This is a genomic window from Desulfobacterales bacterium (genome assembly GCA_034520365.1).
GTDB lineage: Bacteria > Desulfobacterota > Desulfobacteria > Desulfobacterales > Desulfosalsimonadaceae > M55B175.
Genome location: JAXHNP010000003.1, coordinates 579,830 through 596,815 on the forward strand (window position 1 = coordinate 579,830; position 16,986 = coordinate 596,815).

Annotated in this window: 15 protein-coding genes; 3 read left to right on the forward strand and 12 right to left on the reverse strand. The window is 52.1% G+C overall.

Annotated elements, in window-relative coordinates; genetic code table 11:
* Positions 1 to 60: 60 nt before the first annotated feature.
* The 10 genes from U5L07_05920 to U5L07_05965 all read right to left on the reverse strand — a co-directional run bounded on the left by U5L07_05920 (position 61) and on the right by U5L07_05965 (position 10,235).
* Positions 61 to 975, reverse strand: a complete 915-nt coding sequence (locus U5L07_05920; GenBank protein ID MDZ7831268.1) for a response regulator — start codon at positions 973 to 975, stop codon at positions 61 to 63.
* Positions 976 to 1,021: 46 nt separating this feature from the next.
* A complete protein-coding gene (locus U5L07_05925; GenBank protein ID MDZ7831269.1) occupies positions 1,022 to 1,543 on the reverse strand; it encodes a YIP1 family protein in 522 nt (173 codons plus the stop codon).
* A gap of 11 nt (positions 1,544 to 1,554) precedes the next feature.
* A complete protein-coding gene (locus tag U5L07_05930; protein ID MDZ7831270.1) occupies positions 1,555 to 1,704 on the reverse strand; it encodes a hypothetical protein in 150 nt (49 codons plus the stop codon).
* A gap of 37 nt (positions 1,705 to 1,741) precedes the next feature.
* Positions 1,742 to 3,595: a DASS family sodium-coupled anion symporter gene (locus U5L07_05935; GenBank protein ID MDZ7831271.1), complete on the reverse strand. Its 1,854-nt coding sequence runs from the start codon at positions 3,593 to 3,595 to the stop codon at positions 1,742 to 1,744.
* Between the two features lie 71 nt (positions 3,596 to 3,666).
* A complete protein-coding gene (locus tag U5L07_05940) occupies positions 3,667 to 5,427 on the reverse strand; it encodes an ATP-binding protein (GenBank protein ID MDZ7831272.1) in 1,761 nt (586 codons plus the stop codon).
* Between the two features lie 38 nt (positions 5,428 to 5,465).
* The gene (locus tag U5L07_05945; GenBank protein ID MDZ7831273.1) at positions 5,466 to 5,852 is read right to left on the reverse strand and encodes a response regulator; all 387 of its coding nucleotides are present in this window, start codon (positions 5,850 to 5,852) and stop codon (positions 5,466 to 5,468) included.
* A 251-nt stretch (positions 5,853 to 6,103) separates the two neighbouring features.
* Positions 6,104 to 7,561, reverse strand: coding sequence for a sigma-54 dependent transcriptional regulator (locus U5L07_05950; GenBank protein MDZ7831274.1), 1,458 nt, complete (start codon positions 7,559 to 7,561; stop codon positions 6,104 to 6,106).
* A complete protein-coding gene (locus tag U5L07_05955; protein MDZ7831275.1) occupies positions 7,558 to 9,120 on the reverse strand; it encodes an ATP-binding protein in 1,563 nt (520 codons plus the stop codon). The genes U5L07_05950 and U5L07_05955 overlap by 4 nt, the downstream gene beginning before the upstream one ends.
* A 645-nt stretch (positions 9,121 to 9,765) precedes the next feature.
* Positions 9,766 to 9,978 (reverse strand): type II toxin-antitoxin system HicB family antitoxin, encoded by a 213-nt coding sequence (locus U5L07_05960; GenBank protein MDZ7831276.1) that lies wholly within the window; start codon positions 9,976 to 9,978, stop codon positions 9,766 to 9,768.
* Between the two features lie 2 nt (positions 9,979 to 9,980).
* Complete coding sequence (locus U5L07_05965) at positions 9,981 to 10,235, reverse strand: type II toxin-antitoxin system HicA family toxin (GenBank protein MDZ7831277.1); 255 nt, start codon at positions 10,233 to 10,235, stop codon at positions 9,981 to 9,983.
* A gap of 569 nt (positions 10,236 to 10,804) precedes the next feature.
* On the opposite strand from U5L07_05965, the gene U5L07_05970 reads away from it, so the two are divergent.
* Genes U5L07_05970 through U5L07_05980 form a run of 3 tightly spaced genes read left to right on the forward strand, consistent with a single transcriptional unit; the run spans position 10,805 to position 14,531 of the window.
* On the forward strand, positions 10,805 to 12,625 hold the full coding sequence (locus tag U5L07_05970) for a long-chain fatty acid--CoA ligase (protein ID MDZ7831278.1): 1,821 nt from the start codon (positions 10,805 to 10,807) through the stop codon (positions 12,623 to 12,625).
* 21 nt (positions 12,626 to 12,646) lie between these two features.
* Positions 12,647 to 13,675, forward strand: coding sequence for a calcium/sodium antiporter (locus U5L07_05975; GenBank protein ID MDZ7831279.1), 1,029 nt, complete (start codon positions 12,647 to 12,649; stop codon positions 13,673 to 13,675).
* A 28-nt stretch (positions 13,676 to 13,703) separates the two neighbouring features.
* Positions 13,704 to 14,531 (forward strand): methyltransferase domain-containing protein, encoded by an 828-nt coding sequence (locus U5L07_05980; GenBank protein ID MDZ7831280.1) that lies wholly within the window; start codon positions 13,704 to 13,706, stop codon positions 14,529 to 14,531.
* Positions 14,532 to 14,544: 13 nt separating this feature from the next.
* Here U5L07_05980 and U5L07_05985 read toward each other — a convergent pair whose 3' ends face one another.
* Together U5L07_05985 and U5L07_05990 are read right to left on the reverse strand one after the other, a co-directional pair.
* Positions 14,545 to 16,413, reverse strand: coding sequence for a DUF4105 domain-containing protein (locus U5L07_05985; GenBank protein MDZ7831281.1), 1,869 nt, complete (start codon positions 16,411 to 16,413; stop codon positions 14,545 to 14,547).
* A gap of 73 nt (positions 16,414 to 16,486) precedes the next feature.
* Positions 16,487 to 16,969 (reverse strand): DUF3015 family protein, encoded by a 483-nt coding sequence (locus tag U5L07_05990; protein MDZ7831282.1) that lies wholly within the window; start codon positions 16,967 to 16,969, stop codon positions 16,487 to 16,489.
* Positions 16,970 to 16,986 lie beyond the last annotated feature (17 nt).

Consider the following 16,986-nt stretch of genomic DNA (forward strand, 5'->3'; position numbering starts at 1 on the left):
ACTTCTTTGACAGCTTGTAAAAAATCCGGCAAGTAAATTATGGCGCAAGGAGAGCGGCAACTAAGCATTGCTGCGTCCGTTCAGCACCTTCTCCATTTCAAAGAACAAGTCCTGCTCCCGGATGACACCGACCACACCGCCCCCCTGCCTGACCACCAGCCGGCGCACCTGGTATCTGACCATCATGTAGGTCGCCTCCATCAAAGAGGCGGTGGAATCAATGGCATACGGCGCCGGTGACATCACATCATAAATTTTTTTATCCGCGCTCCGCCGGACCTCAGTGGAAAACATTCCATTCCAGAACATGGGAGAATACTGGATGCTGTCTGCCAGGCTGGGCTTGGGGGCAGACAAGTAGGCCGGCATGATCATTTTCAAAAGGTCCAGGATTGCCACCACGCCCTTTACACGCTTTTGCGCATCCACCACCAGCACAGATCGATGCCCGGTTTCCATGATCCGGGACGTGCTCACTTTGGAGGCAAACGATTTTTTCAACGCCTGGATGGCGTCCTTTACCGAAGTGTCTCCTGACAGGGTAGTGTATTCATGGATCGGCACCATGACTTCCAGTACGGTATGCTCCCGGTATTCCCGGGGCGGGGTTCCACGGTTATACGCATCCTTTATCTTTCCGGTGAGTACATCGATGTCGCAGGGCTTGGAAAGATAATCAAACGCCCCTTCCCCATAAGCATCCCGGGCGGATGGAAGATCGCCGTGGCCGGTCAGCATGATCACCGGCAGATCCGGTTTCTGCTTTTTGATCTCCCGCAGGGTCTCGTGACCATCCATTCCTTCCATTTTAATATCCAGGATCACCACATCCGGATCTTCCTTTAATTTTTCGATGGCCGTTGCCCCGCTTTCCGCCATGATGGTCTCAAAACCCCGGCGCGTTAGAATCTTATTGGTGGTGGCCCGGAACTGCTCCTCATCGTCAACCATCAAAACCTTTATTTTATCCGTCATGATTTCATCTCCTTATCGTAAATATGGCGCCTTGATTGGGTTCTCATCAAGTAATTACCGGAAGCATGGCCCAGAAAACCAAAACCATTATACCTATTGAAAGCGCGACAACGCTCCACGCCTGCCTTGAGCTCAACCCGCAGGCGCGGGAAAGCCCGGTTCCGATCAGCCACCATTTCCAGAGCTCGGTCAGCCAAAGAGCCATGGGTATCCAGGCCGCAAGAAAAACCGTGCCCGCGGCATAGGCATACACCGACAACACCTGCACGAAAGAAAACCGCCGGCCCGCTATTAACACCACCAACGCATACCCCAAGCCTGCTGAAATGATCGTCATACCCAGCGCATTGGTGAACAGGATCGAGGTCATCACCATGGGATTCGGGAACTGATACACCAGGTGAGCCGCGAATGCGAGAAACAGGCTGGACACCACCAGAAATATAAGCGGGGTTCTAACGTGTACAGTTTTGGACAGTTCGGTAAAAAACTTGCCGGGCTCAGCCATTACCCGTGTCGCAATCTGAAAATAGGCGGTTACCGAAAATTCCGGAATTGCCTGCGCCATGACATACTCCCTCAAAATATCCCCAGTTTATATAGAATGCCGGCACCCAGCATGAAAAGGGTCAGGACAAAAAACACCTTTCGTTCCATTCGCCGGGTGAAATATATCCGGCCCCTGTCATAATGAATCGGTTTTTTGGCTTCTTCTAATGCGCGAAACATGGAAAACTCCTTTTATTGAGTCATTGACAAGCCACTCCTAAAATCCGGCCAGATTGCCGAATCCCCGAAGGCTCCAGTAAACAGCCGTCATGAGAAGCAGCATAATGTTGGCGCAAACCCATACGGGTATGCCCACCCGCAGGTAATCCTTGGGCTCCAGATAGCCGGATGCATACACAATGGCGTTCGGCGGAGTGCCGATAATCAGGCAGTATGCCATAGACGAGGCCACGGCGGTTGACATGGCCATAAAGGGCAGATATGTGGTACCCGGATGCACCAATCCGGCCAAATTCAAGGCAATCGGTCCGACGGCGGCGGCAGCCGGCCCGTCTGCCATAAGGTTAGTCAGAATGGCGGTCAGGCCGTTAGATACGGCCATCAGCGGCAGCCCTGAATTAATCCCCAAAGGCCCGATAAAATCGATGACTGAGCGCGCCAGCCAATAGGCGGCGCCGGTTTCATCCAGGACCCGGCCGAAGATAATGGCCCCGGCATACAGCCAGACCACCCCCCAATCGACCTTTTCCTGATAATCCCGCCAATTGACAACGCCGGCCATGATATAGGCGACGGCCCCGGCCACGGCAATGGTACCGATGCCCAGCCGGATGGGATAAATCCCCATTTGATAAAAGGCTTTCTCTGTGAACCAGCCGAAAATCATAACCAGAAAGATAATGATGGCCACAATCTGATACCGGTTCCATCCGCCCATGCGATCAATTTCAGAGCGCAGATGCTTCATGGCCGGGGCCAGGGAAAAAATCTGCGGCTTAAACCGCCAGTTTACCGTAAACCAGACGATAGGGATCATGATCACCACAAAGGGGAAACAGTAGGTGACCCACTGAAGGTAGCCGATATCAAAGCCGAACATGTCGTTTAGATAGGTCATCATGATAACATTTCGGGCGCCGCCGGATGGCGCACCCGGCCCGCCGATATTGCAGGCCATGGCAATGGCGATCATCAACAGCTTGGCAAGCTCCGGATCCTCACGGGTCTCCGGGGTCAGGCTGTTTTCATAGAGCAGAATGCCGATGGGCAGAAACATGGCGGCCAGGGCATGGTCGGAGATAAAGGCGGCCAGCGGGCTGATAATGATAAAAAATATCAGGGTGATCCATTTGACATTGGGCCTGGCCAGTTTCCTAAACATGATCAGGCACATTCGCTTATCCACCCCGGTTTTGACAAATGCAGCGGCAAACATGAGGCTACCCATGATAAACCAGCAGGCATCGTCCCAGTAAAGCATGGCCAGGTTCTTCTTTGTGACCACGCCGGTGAAAACAAGAATCAGGCCGATGCAGAAAGCCACCCCCGGCAGCGGAATGCATTCGGTAAAAAAGCAGATGATCACAAAAACGGCCATGGCAATGGAGACCTTGATATGCCAGGCCGCCTCATCCGCTTTTTTCTTCTCTTCAGGCGTCAGGTTCTCGTATTTGAGCTTCTCTTTGCGCAGATCCAGGGCTGACTGCATGAGGGAGGTAAACTTGTCCTTGGAGAGCTGATTTTCAACAAAGATTTTCGCCTCCTCAAAATTTTGGGCATCCACCGGGATGTTGTATTTTTTGCACCACCCCATGTCCCGTTCCATAAAGCGGTTTTTGGAAAGCGCCCCCATCTGCATGTTCTGCTCCATCATCTGTGCAGTCAAGAGCTGCCACTGATTCACTTCACTGCTTTTTTGCTGAAACAATGACTGGGTAATATAGTTGACCACTGCTTTGGGGCCGATGCGGTATTCCGTACCCACATCCTTCATCCCATAGGGCGTTGGCAGCATTAATATCAGGAAGAAAAGCACCACTGGTATGATAAATATCTTCCAATCCACATACTTGTCATAGCCGGTTACCTTCTGTTTTTTCTCTCTGGCCATTGTTTGCTCCTTTCCAGGCCCCCTCGCCCCGTTTGACCAAACTTTTAATATTTTCAGAAAATTAAACTATTTTATGCATTATTTTCCGATTCTTCTCCCCGGTTGATGGGCAGGCTAATGGTAAATGCGCTGCCGGCGCCGGGCATGCTCTGCACATCAATGGTGCCGCCCATGGCCTCAATAATGCTCAGACTGATACCCAGCCCAAGACCGGTGCCCTTGCCGGCCGGCTTGGTGGTAAAAAACGGGAGAAAAATCTTTCCCAGCTCCTCCTGGCTCATCCCTCTGCCGGTATCTGAGATCACGACCTGCACTTTGTTATCCTTAACGCGGGTGGTGAGGGTGATCTTGCCCGACCCCTCTATCGCGTCCGCCGCATTGTTAATCAGATTCTGAAATACCTGACGAAGCTGATTCACATCCACCTGTATTTCCGGCAGATCCTCTGCGTAATCCCGCACCAGTTCTATATTTTCGACATGGAATTCCCGCTCGATCAATCCGTTGACCACATCCTCCAAGGTCTGATTAATATTTGTCGTTTCCCAGCGCGGCTCGGTTTTTCGGGCGGATCTTAAAAGCTTATGGGTGATATCGCCGGCCCGGCCGACCGCATCATCGATAACAGCCAGTTCTTCGCGGATCTGATCGGCAAGTTCCGCCGTGATGTCCTTGCCACCCCCGTATTCCGGATCGAAAAGGTCCCGGATCACCCCGCACTGGGATCCGATAATGGCCAGGGGATTGTTGATTTCATGGGCCACGCCGGCTGCCAGTTCGCCGACCGATACCAGCCTGGCGGCATGATATAACTGGTCCTGCAGCTCCCGGCGCTTTTTCTCGGTTGCTTCAGCCCTTGACAGGAGACGCCGAACACTGAACCAGGTGATACTGAAAAGAAGAATAATGATCGCCACAGTGGTAATAATCAGCACCACCCGCGCATGATACATCCGGGCATAGGCGACGCGCATCGGCTGCATCACGATCAACGCCCAATCCACCTCTGACAGCCAGGCACAGGCCAGAAGCTGATCAGCGCCCGATTTGGCAATCTCAGTTACCCCGGAGCCTTTTTTTGCCGGCGGATCAATGCCGCTTTGCGCAAGCAGCTGACCCCTGTCCGGATCCACGATCTGGTATTCCCCCTCACGGTTAATAATTGATGTCACGATACTTTTGCCGCGCCCTATGTCCCTCAAAAACATGTAGAACTTGTCCGGATCCAGCGTGGCGCGCATTACGTAATACTGGTTATTCACCTGCTGCTTGACCGCAATGGTAAAATGGGGTTTATCCCGAAACCCCAGGTATATATCGCTGATATAATAATTCTTCTCCTGCTTTATCAGGGTCTGGAACCACTTCTCCTGGCTGTAGTCCTTTCCGTGCAGATAAGGGTGCGGACCGGCATATCCGATCTGCCGGCCGGCGGGATTGAAGAACCCGACATCGATAAAGGCGTCATTGGCCTCCATTAAATTTTGGAGATAATGATGCATATCCGATTGATCCGGCGTTACAGTGAACCGGTCGCCATGAAAAAGGTTAAATATATTGACCACCCGTTCCTGGAGAAACAGATCAATGGTATTGCGCAGGCTTTCTGCCAGCGAGACCACATGCAGCTTGCCGCTTTTTTTAAGCGTGGCATTGAATTGAAAATGAAAGTAGCCGGAGAGAATGACAAGCGGGATAATAAAGGCCAGAATCATAGAGACAAACAGCCGTTTTTTCAGCCGGCTGAAATAGGTTCGCGTATCCGCCTCCGACCCATTCGGCGCTTCCGGCGGCTTACCCTTATTTTTGTTTTTATCCGAATGCGGCGACATCCGTGTTCCTTTCTGAAAAAGAACGTAAATAAATAGAATCAATCCATGCAGTGGGTATCATACGAACAAAGCACCGTTGCGACGGCCTCTTTTAGCGCCGTCGGATTGCCGCTTTTTTCCACAAATGCATCCACCCATTGAACCTTCTCATGGCGCTCATACTCCATGTAATTCGTATAAATCACGACCGGTAACCGGGGCAGCAGATTATAGAGTCGCCTCAACACCTCAAAGCCTATTTTTAGGGGCATATCCAAGTCCATGACGATCAGATCCGGCGGAGAGCCCGAGCGCAGGTGGTCAAAAATCTCCCTGGCCTTCTCGGCCGTTTCTACCTGATAGCCGTCAGCAGACAACTCCCGTTGCAGAAATGCCCGCACAAAGGCATTTGAATCCGCTACCAGCAGGGTAAACGCATGCTTCATTTCCGCTTCCTTTCTTTTCCCGACTGTCTCTCTTTGAGCAAGCAGCGTGCCAGGAAGCCCGGAAAATGTTCAAGCTATTGAAATTGATGTTTATTTTTTAAAAAAGGGTTTTAGCGGAAGGGGCTTTGAATGCCCGCCGGGGACGTGTATAAAAACAAGGCGTGTTGATTTTTTTTACAAAGTGTAAAACATTACAGCAGACAAGCAGAAAAAGGAGCGGGGACCCGAGCGCTTAACGCCAGATGGCCGCCTCAGGGAGTCTGGGGATTTTGCGGGGTGGTTCTTACTTCAGTTTCAATCATGAGATTGTATTTTTCTATCTTGGACTGCAGGGTCGGCCGTGACATCCCGAGCAATTTGGCTGCCTGACTGCGATTGCCTCCGGTCTGATGCAGGGCCTCGCCGATGACGATACTGCCGAACCGATCCATCAGATAATTATACATATCCGGCCGGCTTTCCTCTTCTAGCTTTTTCCGGACCCAGTTCCGCCCGACGCTTTCAACGGAAATATTTTCCGCCTGGGTGGCTGCCGCCTCATTGTCTACTAAAAGCGCCTGGGTCATTTCTTCAGCCCGGATCGGATACCCCCGGGAAAAAATCAGCGCCTTTTTAATGGCATTGCCCAGTTCCCGGATATTTCCCGGCCAGGTATGTTTATTGATCATATCCTTTGCACGCTCACTCATGCCCGGGTTATCAATCTCCATCTCCTTTGCATACAGAGACAGGAAATAATCGCATAGCAGCGGAATATCGCCCTTTCGCTCCTTTAACGGCGGCAGCTCAAGCGTTACCACTTTTAAACGGTAATACAGGTCCTGCCGGAAGCGCTCCTCCTCTATGGCGCGCTCCAGGTTACGGTTGGTTGCGGCAACAATCCGCACATCCACGGAAATGGGTCGGGTGCCGCCCAATCGCTCTATGCTTTGCTCCTGAAGCAGGCGCAGGATTTTTGCCTGAATGGAAAGGGGCATATCGCCGATTTCATCGAGGAATACAGTCCCGCCGTTTGCCTGCTCGATTTTTCCCAGGCGACGATTCACTGCCCCAGTGAAGGCGCCTTTTTCATAACCGAAAAGCTCGCTTTCCAGGAGCGTCTCCGGGATGGCCACACAGTTTATGACCAAAAAGGGTTTATCCGAGCGGTGGCTGTACTGATAAATGGCCCGGGCCACCAATTCTTTGCCGGTACCGGATTCGCCCCGGATCAAAACGGTGGCATCGGTGGGCGCCACACGGCCGATTGACTTATAAACTTCCTGCATGCAGGGGCTTCGGCCGATAATGGCGTCCCGCTTGGCAGTATCCGGTGTGACATCCATTTCCACCCGGCAACGCATGAGCCGGCCCGCTTCAAGGGCTTCGCCGATTAAATCCAGAATATCCGGTATATCAAAAGGTTTTAGAACATAATCGAAGGCGCCCAGTTTGGTGGCTTCAATGGCGGTTTCCATGGTGCCGTAGGCGGTCATAATAATCACCGGCAGGGTGGTATCAATGCCGCGTATGGCGGCTAACGCTTTCAGCCCGTTTATGCCGGGAAGCTTCACATCCATGATCAGAAGATCCGGGCTCCCTTTTTGCACCTCTTCGATGCCGGCTTCGCCGGTGGGCGCGGTGCGAACCGTGTATCCGTCATTTGTCAGAAGCCGGTCAAAGCTCTGCCGCAGCTGATTATCGTCATCTACAATCAAAATCTCACTCATTCGGATCCCTCCTCAACCGCCGGCAATGTAATCCTAAAGGTGGTGCCTTTGCCTTCAGCCGATATCAATTCGAGGCGGCCCCCGTGCTCCTCGACAATGCGCACCACTATAAAGAGCCCGAGACCGGTGCCGTCCGCCTTGGTGGTTTCAAACGGCTCAAGCACCCGGGCCTGGACATCTTCGGACATTCCCGGCCCGCTGTCCTTAACCCGAATGATCACCGACCGTCCGATATGCTCCGCTGTTGCAGCCTCGGCTTCTATCTCAATGTCGCCTCCGTTGACCATGGCCTCGCAGGCATTGACCACGAGATTGACAAAGACCTCCTTTAACAGCTCCGGGTCCGCTTCGATCTTTGGCAGCGATTCATCCGGGGTCCAATGCACCGCCACTGAATGCAGATTCAGGCGATAGGATAACAGGTCCAGCGTCATGCTGATTACATCGCAGATATTTAGCCGCTGCTTGTGGAGTTTATGGGGGCGGGAGAATTCAAGAAAATTACGGACAATATTGTCCAGCCGGCGCATTTCCTCTGAAACCACATCAAAATCTTCCTTTTGCGTGGGATTCAGTTCCAGACTCCGGGCCAGAGAAAAAAGCCGCATATTAATCGAAGTCATGGGGTTTCGGATGCTGTGGGCCACTTCCGTGGCCAGTTTGCCGACAAGTGCCATTTTCTCAGAGTTCATCAACAGTTCTTTGCTCTGCTGCAACTCGCTTCGGGTGCGGTCCATATCCTCCATCAGGCCACGCACCCGCCGACTTAGCGCCCGGACTTCATCGCCCTCAGGCACGGAATCATCAAAAGTCGCCGCCTCCTGGGTCAGTCTCCGGATGGGCGCCAGTACCTGGGTCACCAGCATAACACATAGCAGTATCCCCAAACCCAAAGCCGCCAACACGAGGGTGACCACAATGGCCGTAAGCCGACGAAAATGTTCATAACCGGCCCTACGGGCGCTTAACATATTCTCCTGAATAGACTTTTCATACTGCCGGCACAGATCATTTAATTCAAAAAACTGGGAACGCACCGCCCAGTGCTGCTTTTCGCCCAGATCCCGCCGGTCGCTTTTATACAAGGCAATCACCGTATCTTTTGCGTGGATATATTCATGGTATTTATTTTCAATCTGCCTCAGAAGCTTATCCAGTTCAGTTTTATGCTCCATGGAATAGGCCTCTTTCAGCCATTCCTGAAAGTGCCGTCTCTGGGCTCTCAACTGCTCAAGCCATTTCGGATCCCCATCCAGAAAATAATAGGTGGCAAAGCCTTTGTGGTTGGCAAGGGCGGTCTGCAGGCCTCTCGCGGCCTCCAGGGCCACAATATCTTTATTAACTAATTTGGCAAGCATACCGCTGAACTGCGAGGCATGCCAAACGCTGGTCAGGCCCACGCCCAGGGTTAACGCCAGCAGAAGAAATATATTGAGAAATACCCGTGACTTCAGCGTGAACCGGCTTGTCCACTTCATAAATATACCTTCCTTTATATACTCAAAGCGCTTTTTAACCCCATAGCGCTTTTTTAACTGCATAACGTATACAGCGTCCATAAACAACCGCCTTCAGACATCTACCTCCATTTAGGATCTATTTATATATAATCTAATATTAAAAATCAAAAACTTATCCGCCCGCCCGGCGCTATAAAAAACTGACATATCGGTTGACCACCCGATGAATTTGTGTCATTGATTTCTATTTATTTTTGCACAAATCCATATTCCTTTGACAAACAGAAAAAAGGAGGCAAACCTGAAATGACAGCATATTATGAAGGGACGAAACGAAATCGGGGGACGCCATACCTATTCCTTTACGTTTATCTAACAAACCATTGATGCTTGAATGTTTCAAATCGACAGCATTGCAGTAATTTTTAAAATAGCGCACTGTCGATAAACGTTCCGGACTTGTAAATTGTTACCAAGATTGAAGACTTTAAAAAGGCCCTATCAGCTATCCAGTTAAAAGGGGAAGCCCAACATATGGGGGTAACCTTCAGAGGCTCAGAGCCCCGGATTACTGTCTTTTCTGTTTGACTATACGTAGCGATAGCGCCGCAGAGCAAAGAATAGCTGAAGGTTCGCTAATGTATTCTTGGATGGAGGGATAGAATTTGGGAGTGAACGTTGCCCCTAAGCCGCGCGAGGAACGAGCGTCGGCTTAGGGGCTGGTTGTGCGAACTGTGCCGTTGATTAGGCATACGCAAGACGGCCTTTCGGCTGAGGAATAGGCCTGCCGAGTCTTGTAGCAGTTTCGATCCACTCATCGATAATTTGTTCCGCATTGCTTAGGGCTTCTTGGTAGCTCTTCCCGTCCGCCATGCATCCGGGGAGTTCCGGCACCTCGGCCACAAATGAATTGTCCTCAGAGCTCCAAAAAATAATGATTTCGTATTTTTTTTCCATCGTCATTCTCCAATTCGAATTTGGTACTTCAGGATTACATCCCTGACTTGTTTGACTTGATATGGTTTACCTTTACCCTCTTTGGGCTGTAAATTGAGAATCTCATCAACACCATCCTTGGTGAAGATATGGTGATCCCCTCTGATACGCTCATCAAACCCAAGCCGCTTGAGCAGGGAGCATAAAGTCTCGAATGGGACATTCGCATCTGATCTTCGCATCAAAATGTGCTCGTACAGCTTTTCCAGTTTGCTCATAATCGTATCCTATCATTTCCATTCAATTGGGCCAAGTTGCTCTTTACATCTCTCGCATAACAAGTGATTCTCCGGTTTTCCGGATATCATTCATCTTTGTATAATATTCAAAATTTATCATGATGAAACAAATCCCACAAATATTTTTACCGATTTGAATCGCGGCTGAGAAAAAATCAGGCAATATTCCCAAGCTTTCTCAAATTTGCATCTTGCTCGCCATATTCTGGACCGTCAATTTCAAGCGTGGACTGAGGAATGTAAAAAGCAATGTAGCAACAACTATCAACTACGGATAGGACCTACAAGATCTTGGGGCGCACAAGCCGCACCCGGCCAACAAACCTGAATCAAGACCTCTGCGGCATCCTGAATCCAAACCGCCTGCAGCCTTTCTTTACATTTTGTAAAAATCTAATAATAAAAATCAAAAACTTATCCGCCCGCCCGGCGCTGTATAAAACTGACATATCGGTTGACCACCCGATGAATTTGTGTCATTGATTTCTATTTATTTTTGCACAAATCCATATTCCTTTGACAAAAAAAAAATAGGAGGCAAACCTGAAATGACAGCATATTATGAAGGACTGGAGATCTCGGAAAAGCCCAATTATTCACTTTTTATTCGGGAACAGGTGGATAAATACGGGGATAAAATCGCCCTGCGGGCCAAACGGGAAGGCGTTTGGGAATCCATTTCATGGCACGAGTTCGGTGACAAAATCAACCAGGCGGCCAAAGCCATGCTGGAGATGGGGATCCAAGACCAGCAGATGATAAGCATCTTCTCCCAGAACAAACCGGAATGCACCATTATCGATATCGCCGCACTCGCCATCCGGGCCGTGCCGGTATTCATCTATGCCACCAACACCGCCGGCCAGGCCGAGTATATCGTCAACGACTGCAAGGCCCGGCTGATTTTCGTGGGTGATCAGGAGCAATATGATAAGGCCAAAACCCTTTTTCCCAACTGTGACTCGCTTCAAAAAATCATCGCATTTGATCCCAACATCCAACTCGATGGTTCGGAGAACGCCATGTACCTCTCCGATTTTCTGGAAATCGGCAGAAATTCAAAACTCGGCGATGAAATCGACAATCGGATGTCCCGGGCCTCGCAGCATGATATACTCACCCTGATCTATACCTCCGGCACCACCGGCGAGCCAAAAGGCGTTATACTGACCCATTTCAACCTGATTTTCACAGCGGCCGCCCATGACAAGCGCCTTGACAGCGTAAGCGACCAGGATGTATCCCTCTGCTTTCTGCCGCTTTCCCACGTGTTCGAGCGCACCTGGACCTATTATGCATTGTACCGGGGCATGGAGGTCATTTATCTGGATGACCCCAAAATCATCATCGATTTTATCAAGGAGGCCAAGCCCCATATCATGTGCTCGGTGCCGCGGATTTATGAGAAAATCTATGCCGCCGTGTATCACAACCTGGAGTCCGCCTCACCTATGAAGAAAAAACTCTTTCACTGGGCCATGGGCAAAGGCGCACAGCGCAACAACCTGATAAAGGACCAGAAACCTGTTCCCCTCTTGATTGAGATGCAATATAAGATGGCGGACAAACTGGTATTGAGCAAAATCCGGGATCTGGTCGGCGGCCGCATCCGCTTCATGCCGTGCGCCGGCGCGCCGCTTGCCCAGAATATCGAGGAGTTCTTTTACGCGGCCGGCATGTTTGTCTGGTACGGCTACGGTCTGAGCGAGACCACGGCCACCGCCACCTGCCATCCTTCCCATAACTTCAAATTCGGCCTGGTCGGCACCCCGCTGCCCGGCGTTCATGTAAAAATCAGCGACAAGGGCGAAATCCTGATCAAAGGCGGCAATGTCATGCAGGGCTATTATAACAAGCCGGAGGCGACCGCCGAGGCATTCACCGAAGACGGCTGGTTTAGAACCGGGGATGTCGGGGAATTCGATGAAAACGGAGAGCTTCGGATCACCGATCGCATCAAGGACCTGATGAAAACCTCGGGCGGCAAATACATCGCCCCGCAGCTCATTGAATCCACCCTGGGGGCGGATCACTTCATTGAGCAGGTGATGGTCATCGGCGAGCAGAAAAAATTCGTCTCCGCGCTGATCGTGCCCTCATTTGAAGCCCTGGAAGAATATGCCCAAAACCGGAATATCGCCTACAGCAGCCGGGCCGAGCTGGTTCAGCATCCGGAAATCATTGAGCTCTACCGACAGCGGATCAACGAGGGCTCCAAAGAGCTGGCCAGTTACGAACAGGTCAAGGAATTCACGCTCCTGCGGGATGAATTCTCAGTGGACCGCAATGAGATCACCCCCACCATGAAGATCAAGCGCAAATTCGTGGCGGAAAAATATAATGATGCCATTAACAACATGTACGGATAGATGTAGCTTAGCGGCTTTCCTATGATTTTACACCTGATACTGCTGGCTGCCGGGTTTCTGCTGCTCTATTTCGGGGCCGAATGGCTGGTCAAGGGCTCGGCCAACCTGGCCCGGAGCCTGGGCATCAGCGCGGTGGTAATCGGCCTCACCGTGGTGGCCTTCGGCACCTCGACCCCGGAGCTGGTGGTAAGTGTGATCTCATCGCTTCAGGACAAGAGCATGATCGCGGTGGGAAACGTGGTGGGCAGCAATATCTGCAATATCGCCCTGGTGCTGGGTGCGGCCGCCGCCATCATGCCGATCACCGCCAACCGGTCGGTGGTCCAACGCGATATCCCGCTGATGCTTGCCATCTCCGTCTATCTGCTTCTGCTCTCTCTGGACTCCCGCATCAGCCGGATCGAAGGGGTTACCCTGTTTGCCGGGATTATTTTATACACCATTTTCAACTACTACATCTCGATTAAAGAAAACCCGGCAAGCCGCGAAATTTCATATACCCCGGCTAACAGGGGCGCAGAGGCCTGCGATACTGCGGACCCGGCTGAAAGCATAGAGGCGCAGGTCGAAGAGATCGACACCATTGAATCCCGCCCCAAACAGGTGCTCATGATCATTGCGGGCATTGCCGGGGTGGTGATCGGCGCGGACACGATGATCGATGCCGCTGTGGCCATGATGAAAAATTCCGGAGTCAGCGAAAAATTCATCGGCTTAACCATTGTGGCGCTTGGCACCTCGCTGCCTGAGCTGGCCACCTCAGTGGTGGCGGCCATGAAAAAACAGATGGACATCAGCATCGGCAACCTGGTGGGCAGCAATGTCTTTAACATCCTGTCAGTGATCGGTGCCGCCGGAATGATCCGGCCGATCCCCATCCCGGGCGGCTTCATTGAAAGCGGACTGATTATCGATTACCTGGTGATGATGGGTATCAGCCTCCTGCCGTGGCTGATGATGCGAAAGGACTGCACGGTTAAACGGTGGGGCGGCGGGCTGCTGATCTTATGCTATGCCGGCTATATTGCCTATCTGATCCATATCGGATAAACTGCTTGATAAGAATAACGGACACATTATGACCAACGACCGAATTATCCGCCACTACCATGTGGATGAGAATCTGACGGAAAGCGTATTATCCGCTATCAAAAAAGAAAAAGGCGGTTTGGATAATCTTTCCGTGGATGATCTGATCGCCATTGACGGCTTCCACATCCGGGGCCGCAAATCGACCATCGAGCTGGCCGAACAGCTCAACCTGGATGCCGGCCACAGGGTCTTAGACATCGGCGCCGGCTCGGGCGGCACGGCCCGGTATCTGGCATCCAGATTCGGCTGCCGGGTCATTGGTATTGATCTGACATTCTCCTATGCCGCCCTGGCGGCTGAACTTGCCAAGCACGTGGGGCTTTCCGATCAAACCGCCTATGGCTGCGCCAACGGGGCAAAACTTCCGTTTGAAAAAGAGAGTTTTGACATTGCCTGGACCGATCACATCCAGATGAACATCCCGGATAAGGGCCAGTATATTAAAGAGCTCCGCCGGGTGCTAAAGCCCGGCGGGAAAATCGCCCTGCATGAAGTGTTCACCGGCGCCCACGGTGATCCCTACCTGCCGGCACCCTGGTCGAGTGAGCCGTCCACGAGCTTTGTCATCCCGGCCGATCAAATGAAAACGCACTTAACGCAAATGAATTTTAAAGTTCTGGAATGGCAGGATGTCACGGAGATTTCCAGCCAGTGGTTTCAAAAGATGCAGGCCCGGCAAAAAGCGAGCAGCCCACCGCCTTTGGGGATTCACTTACTCATGGGGCCGAATGCGAAAGAAAAAATCGCCAATATGGGCCGCAGTCTGGCTGAAGGCCGGGTCCGGGTGATTATGGGGGTTTTGCAGAAAATCTGACTTAAATTGACGGCTAAAAAAACAAATGCCACGCGGTCAGCACCTCATAATGCTGCTGACCCGCATCTTTATATGCGGCCTCAACCGATAAATGATTGTTCGGACTGAGCCGGAAATTGCCGATTGCGCCGGCTGTATACTCGGCATGGGTATCGCCGGCAAAAAATCCGAGCCCCCGGCCGTATAAATGAAACTTGCTGGCCGGCCCCAAGGAAAAAATGGTGCCAAGCGACGCCCCGCTCCCCGCAGCGTAGTCGGCCTCCAGGTCGCCGCCCACCGCTAACTCGGCTTCGGCCATGGCATAACACATCCCCAGCCATGACGTCCGGGCGGCCGCTCCGGCCCCGCCGTTTACCCGGTAATAAGAGGCGTCGCCGTCATTTTCAAGCGGCTTTCGGTGCCAGCCGGTGTTGAATTTCCAGGAAAGGGGCTTAAAAATGGCGTCCATTGGCGCAACCGACACAATATCCACAATATCAAACTGCTCAAGGGTCAGCCGGCCGGATTCCGGATAATACCGGGTCCGCAGGTCGCCGAACTCAATCTGGGCCCCCTGGTTATGGACATAATCCATATCGGTTAGATCGGTCAGCGCCGGCCGAAACCGCAGCTCATAAAACACATCCCCGCTTCGCAGGCCGACCCCGGCGCTGGCCCGTCTGGAATCGTGGCTGTTTTCGGGCCGCGGCGGCACCGGAATTTCCGCCTCCCAGTCGGTTTCAGCCTGCCCCAGCCCGCTGCGGACCCGCAATGCGGAAAGGAGCTGCTTACGATAGCTCTTCTTGTCCAGGTCTTTACTGACATATTGGTATTGAATCACCTCGACCACCAGATCCAGTATCCGGATCTTTTCCTCCCGGGAAAACGGTTTGTCGAGCAACGCTGCAGGAGCTGTTCGGCCCCGGATGATCGCCTCGGCAGCCGCGACCTCTCCGGTATCCAGATGGTCGATCAGGTAATCAATCCGGGTGGCCTTGGCCGGCCTGAATGCCGCATCCACAATAAGGCCTTCTTCCTTTACCGCCTTAACGGTATCAATGGGAATGGCGTAGAGATCAAACCGATCAATCAGGTGAACCGACGGCCGTGCGGCCTCGATCAGATAAAGCAGGTTGTAGGAGCAGTTTTCATCAAAAAAATAGTAATCCGAGCCGATCTCGTCCATTTCCCGGATGTGGCGCACCATCCGGCGAAGCTCTGCCGGGGTTAGATTCAGTTGGTACTCCCATATATCCCGCTGGTTGATATCGCTGTATTCCTGGATTTTTTTATAATAGGGCATAACCGAATAATACCCCTGGTAAAGCCCGGTAAGCCCGGAAAGGGCCATTGATAACCCGTCGCCGCCCCCGGTAACAGCCGCATAATTTACCGCATTGGACAACCGTTTGTTGGTATATGCCGTATCAATGATAATCAGCGTATGGCCAAACATAGAGGCCGGGTTGTTCATGTAATAGGTGGGAAAAATCAGGCTGGCCGACCGCGGGTCGATGCGGTCGATATCCGGGCAGTCCCGGCCGGCAAAACATTGCGGCAGCACCCCGCCCAGCTCTTCTTTCAACCACCCGAACCGGGCGTAAAACCGGCAGGCGGCTTCTTCCTGCGCGTCAGTTTCGCCGTCAAAGAGATAGCGGATGGTGGCCCGGAGTTCGGCTTCCGGATCGGTCTTGCCGTCTTCTGCCAGGAAAAAATCCGGATCATCCACCTGGCTTTCAACACCTGTCAGCTTTTTCTCATAGTGCATGAGGATATGCCAGTACCGGTCCGCATGAAGATTTTTTTCCCGGGCCGTCGAGAGCAGGCGCTCGACCGAACACTGACCGCATGGCCCGGAATGGGCGGGGAATGGAAAAAAAATGCCGGCAGCCAACAGCGCCATGATAAAAAACGATACGGCCCCCTCTGCTCGGAGGCCGTATCGTTTTTTTAGTCTTGTTGGAATTCGCTGCTGATCAGATGGTTTGAATGATCTGGGCAATTTCAGTAACGACGGTCTCGTTGGTCACCTCTGAATCGATATAGATCCGGTCGAAATTCTGCTGCAGCTTGCTGTTTAACATGGGCCGTTTGGTTTCGGGCACTTGGGCGATCTCCGCCAGCGCATCCAGGGATTCCCCCTCGCCCTGGGCGATGTCAACGGCCAGGGAATCCATGTTGTCGGCCACGTAGATGTTTAACTGCTCGTTCATGGCCAGGGACTGCACCTGACCGCAATCAAGCGTTCCGGAACTCATGGCAAACGTTTGATTGCCGGAGATGCCGTTTAAAAACGTGCCCACCAGCTTCCAGACCAGGCCGGTTTTGTCCCCGATAGCCATGCCGCCTAAGCCGCATCCGCAGTCCTCGCGGACCGTGTGGCCGCCCTGGGCCATGCATACCGATGCAAAGCCCACCGTCATAAAACAGATGAGAACAATAAAAGCAATCTTTTTCATAATCTCCTCCAAATTAT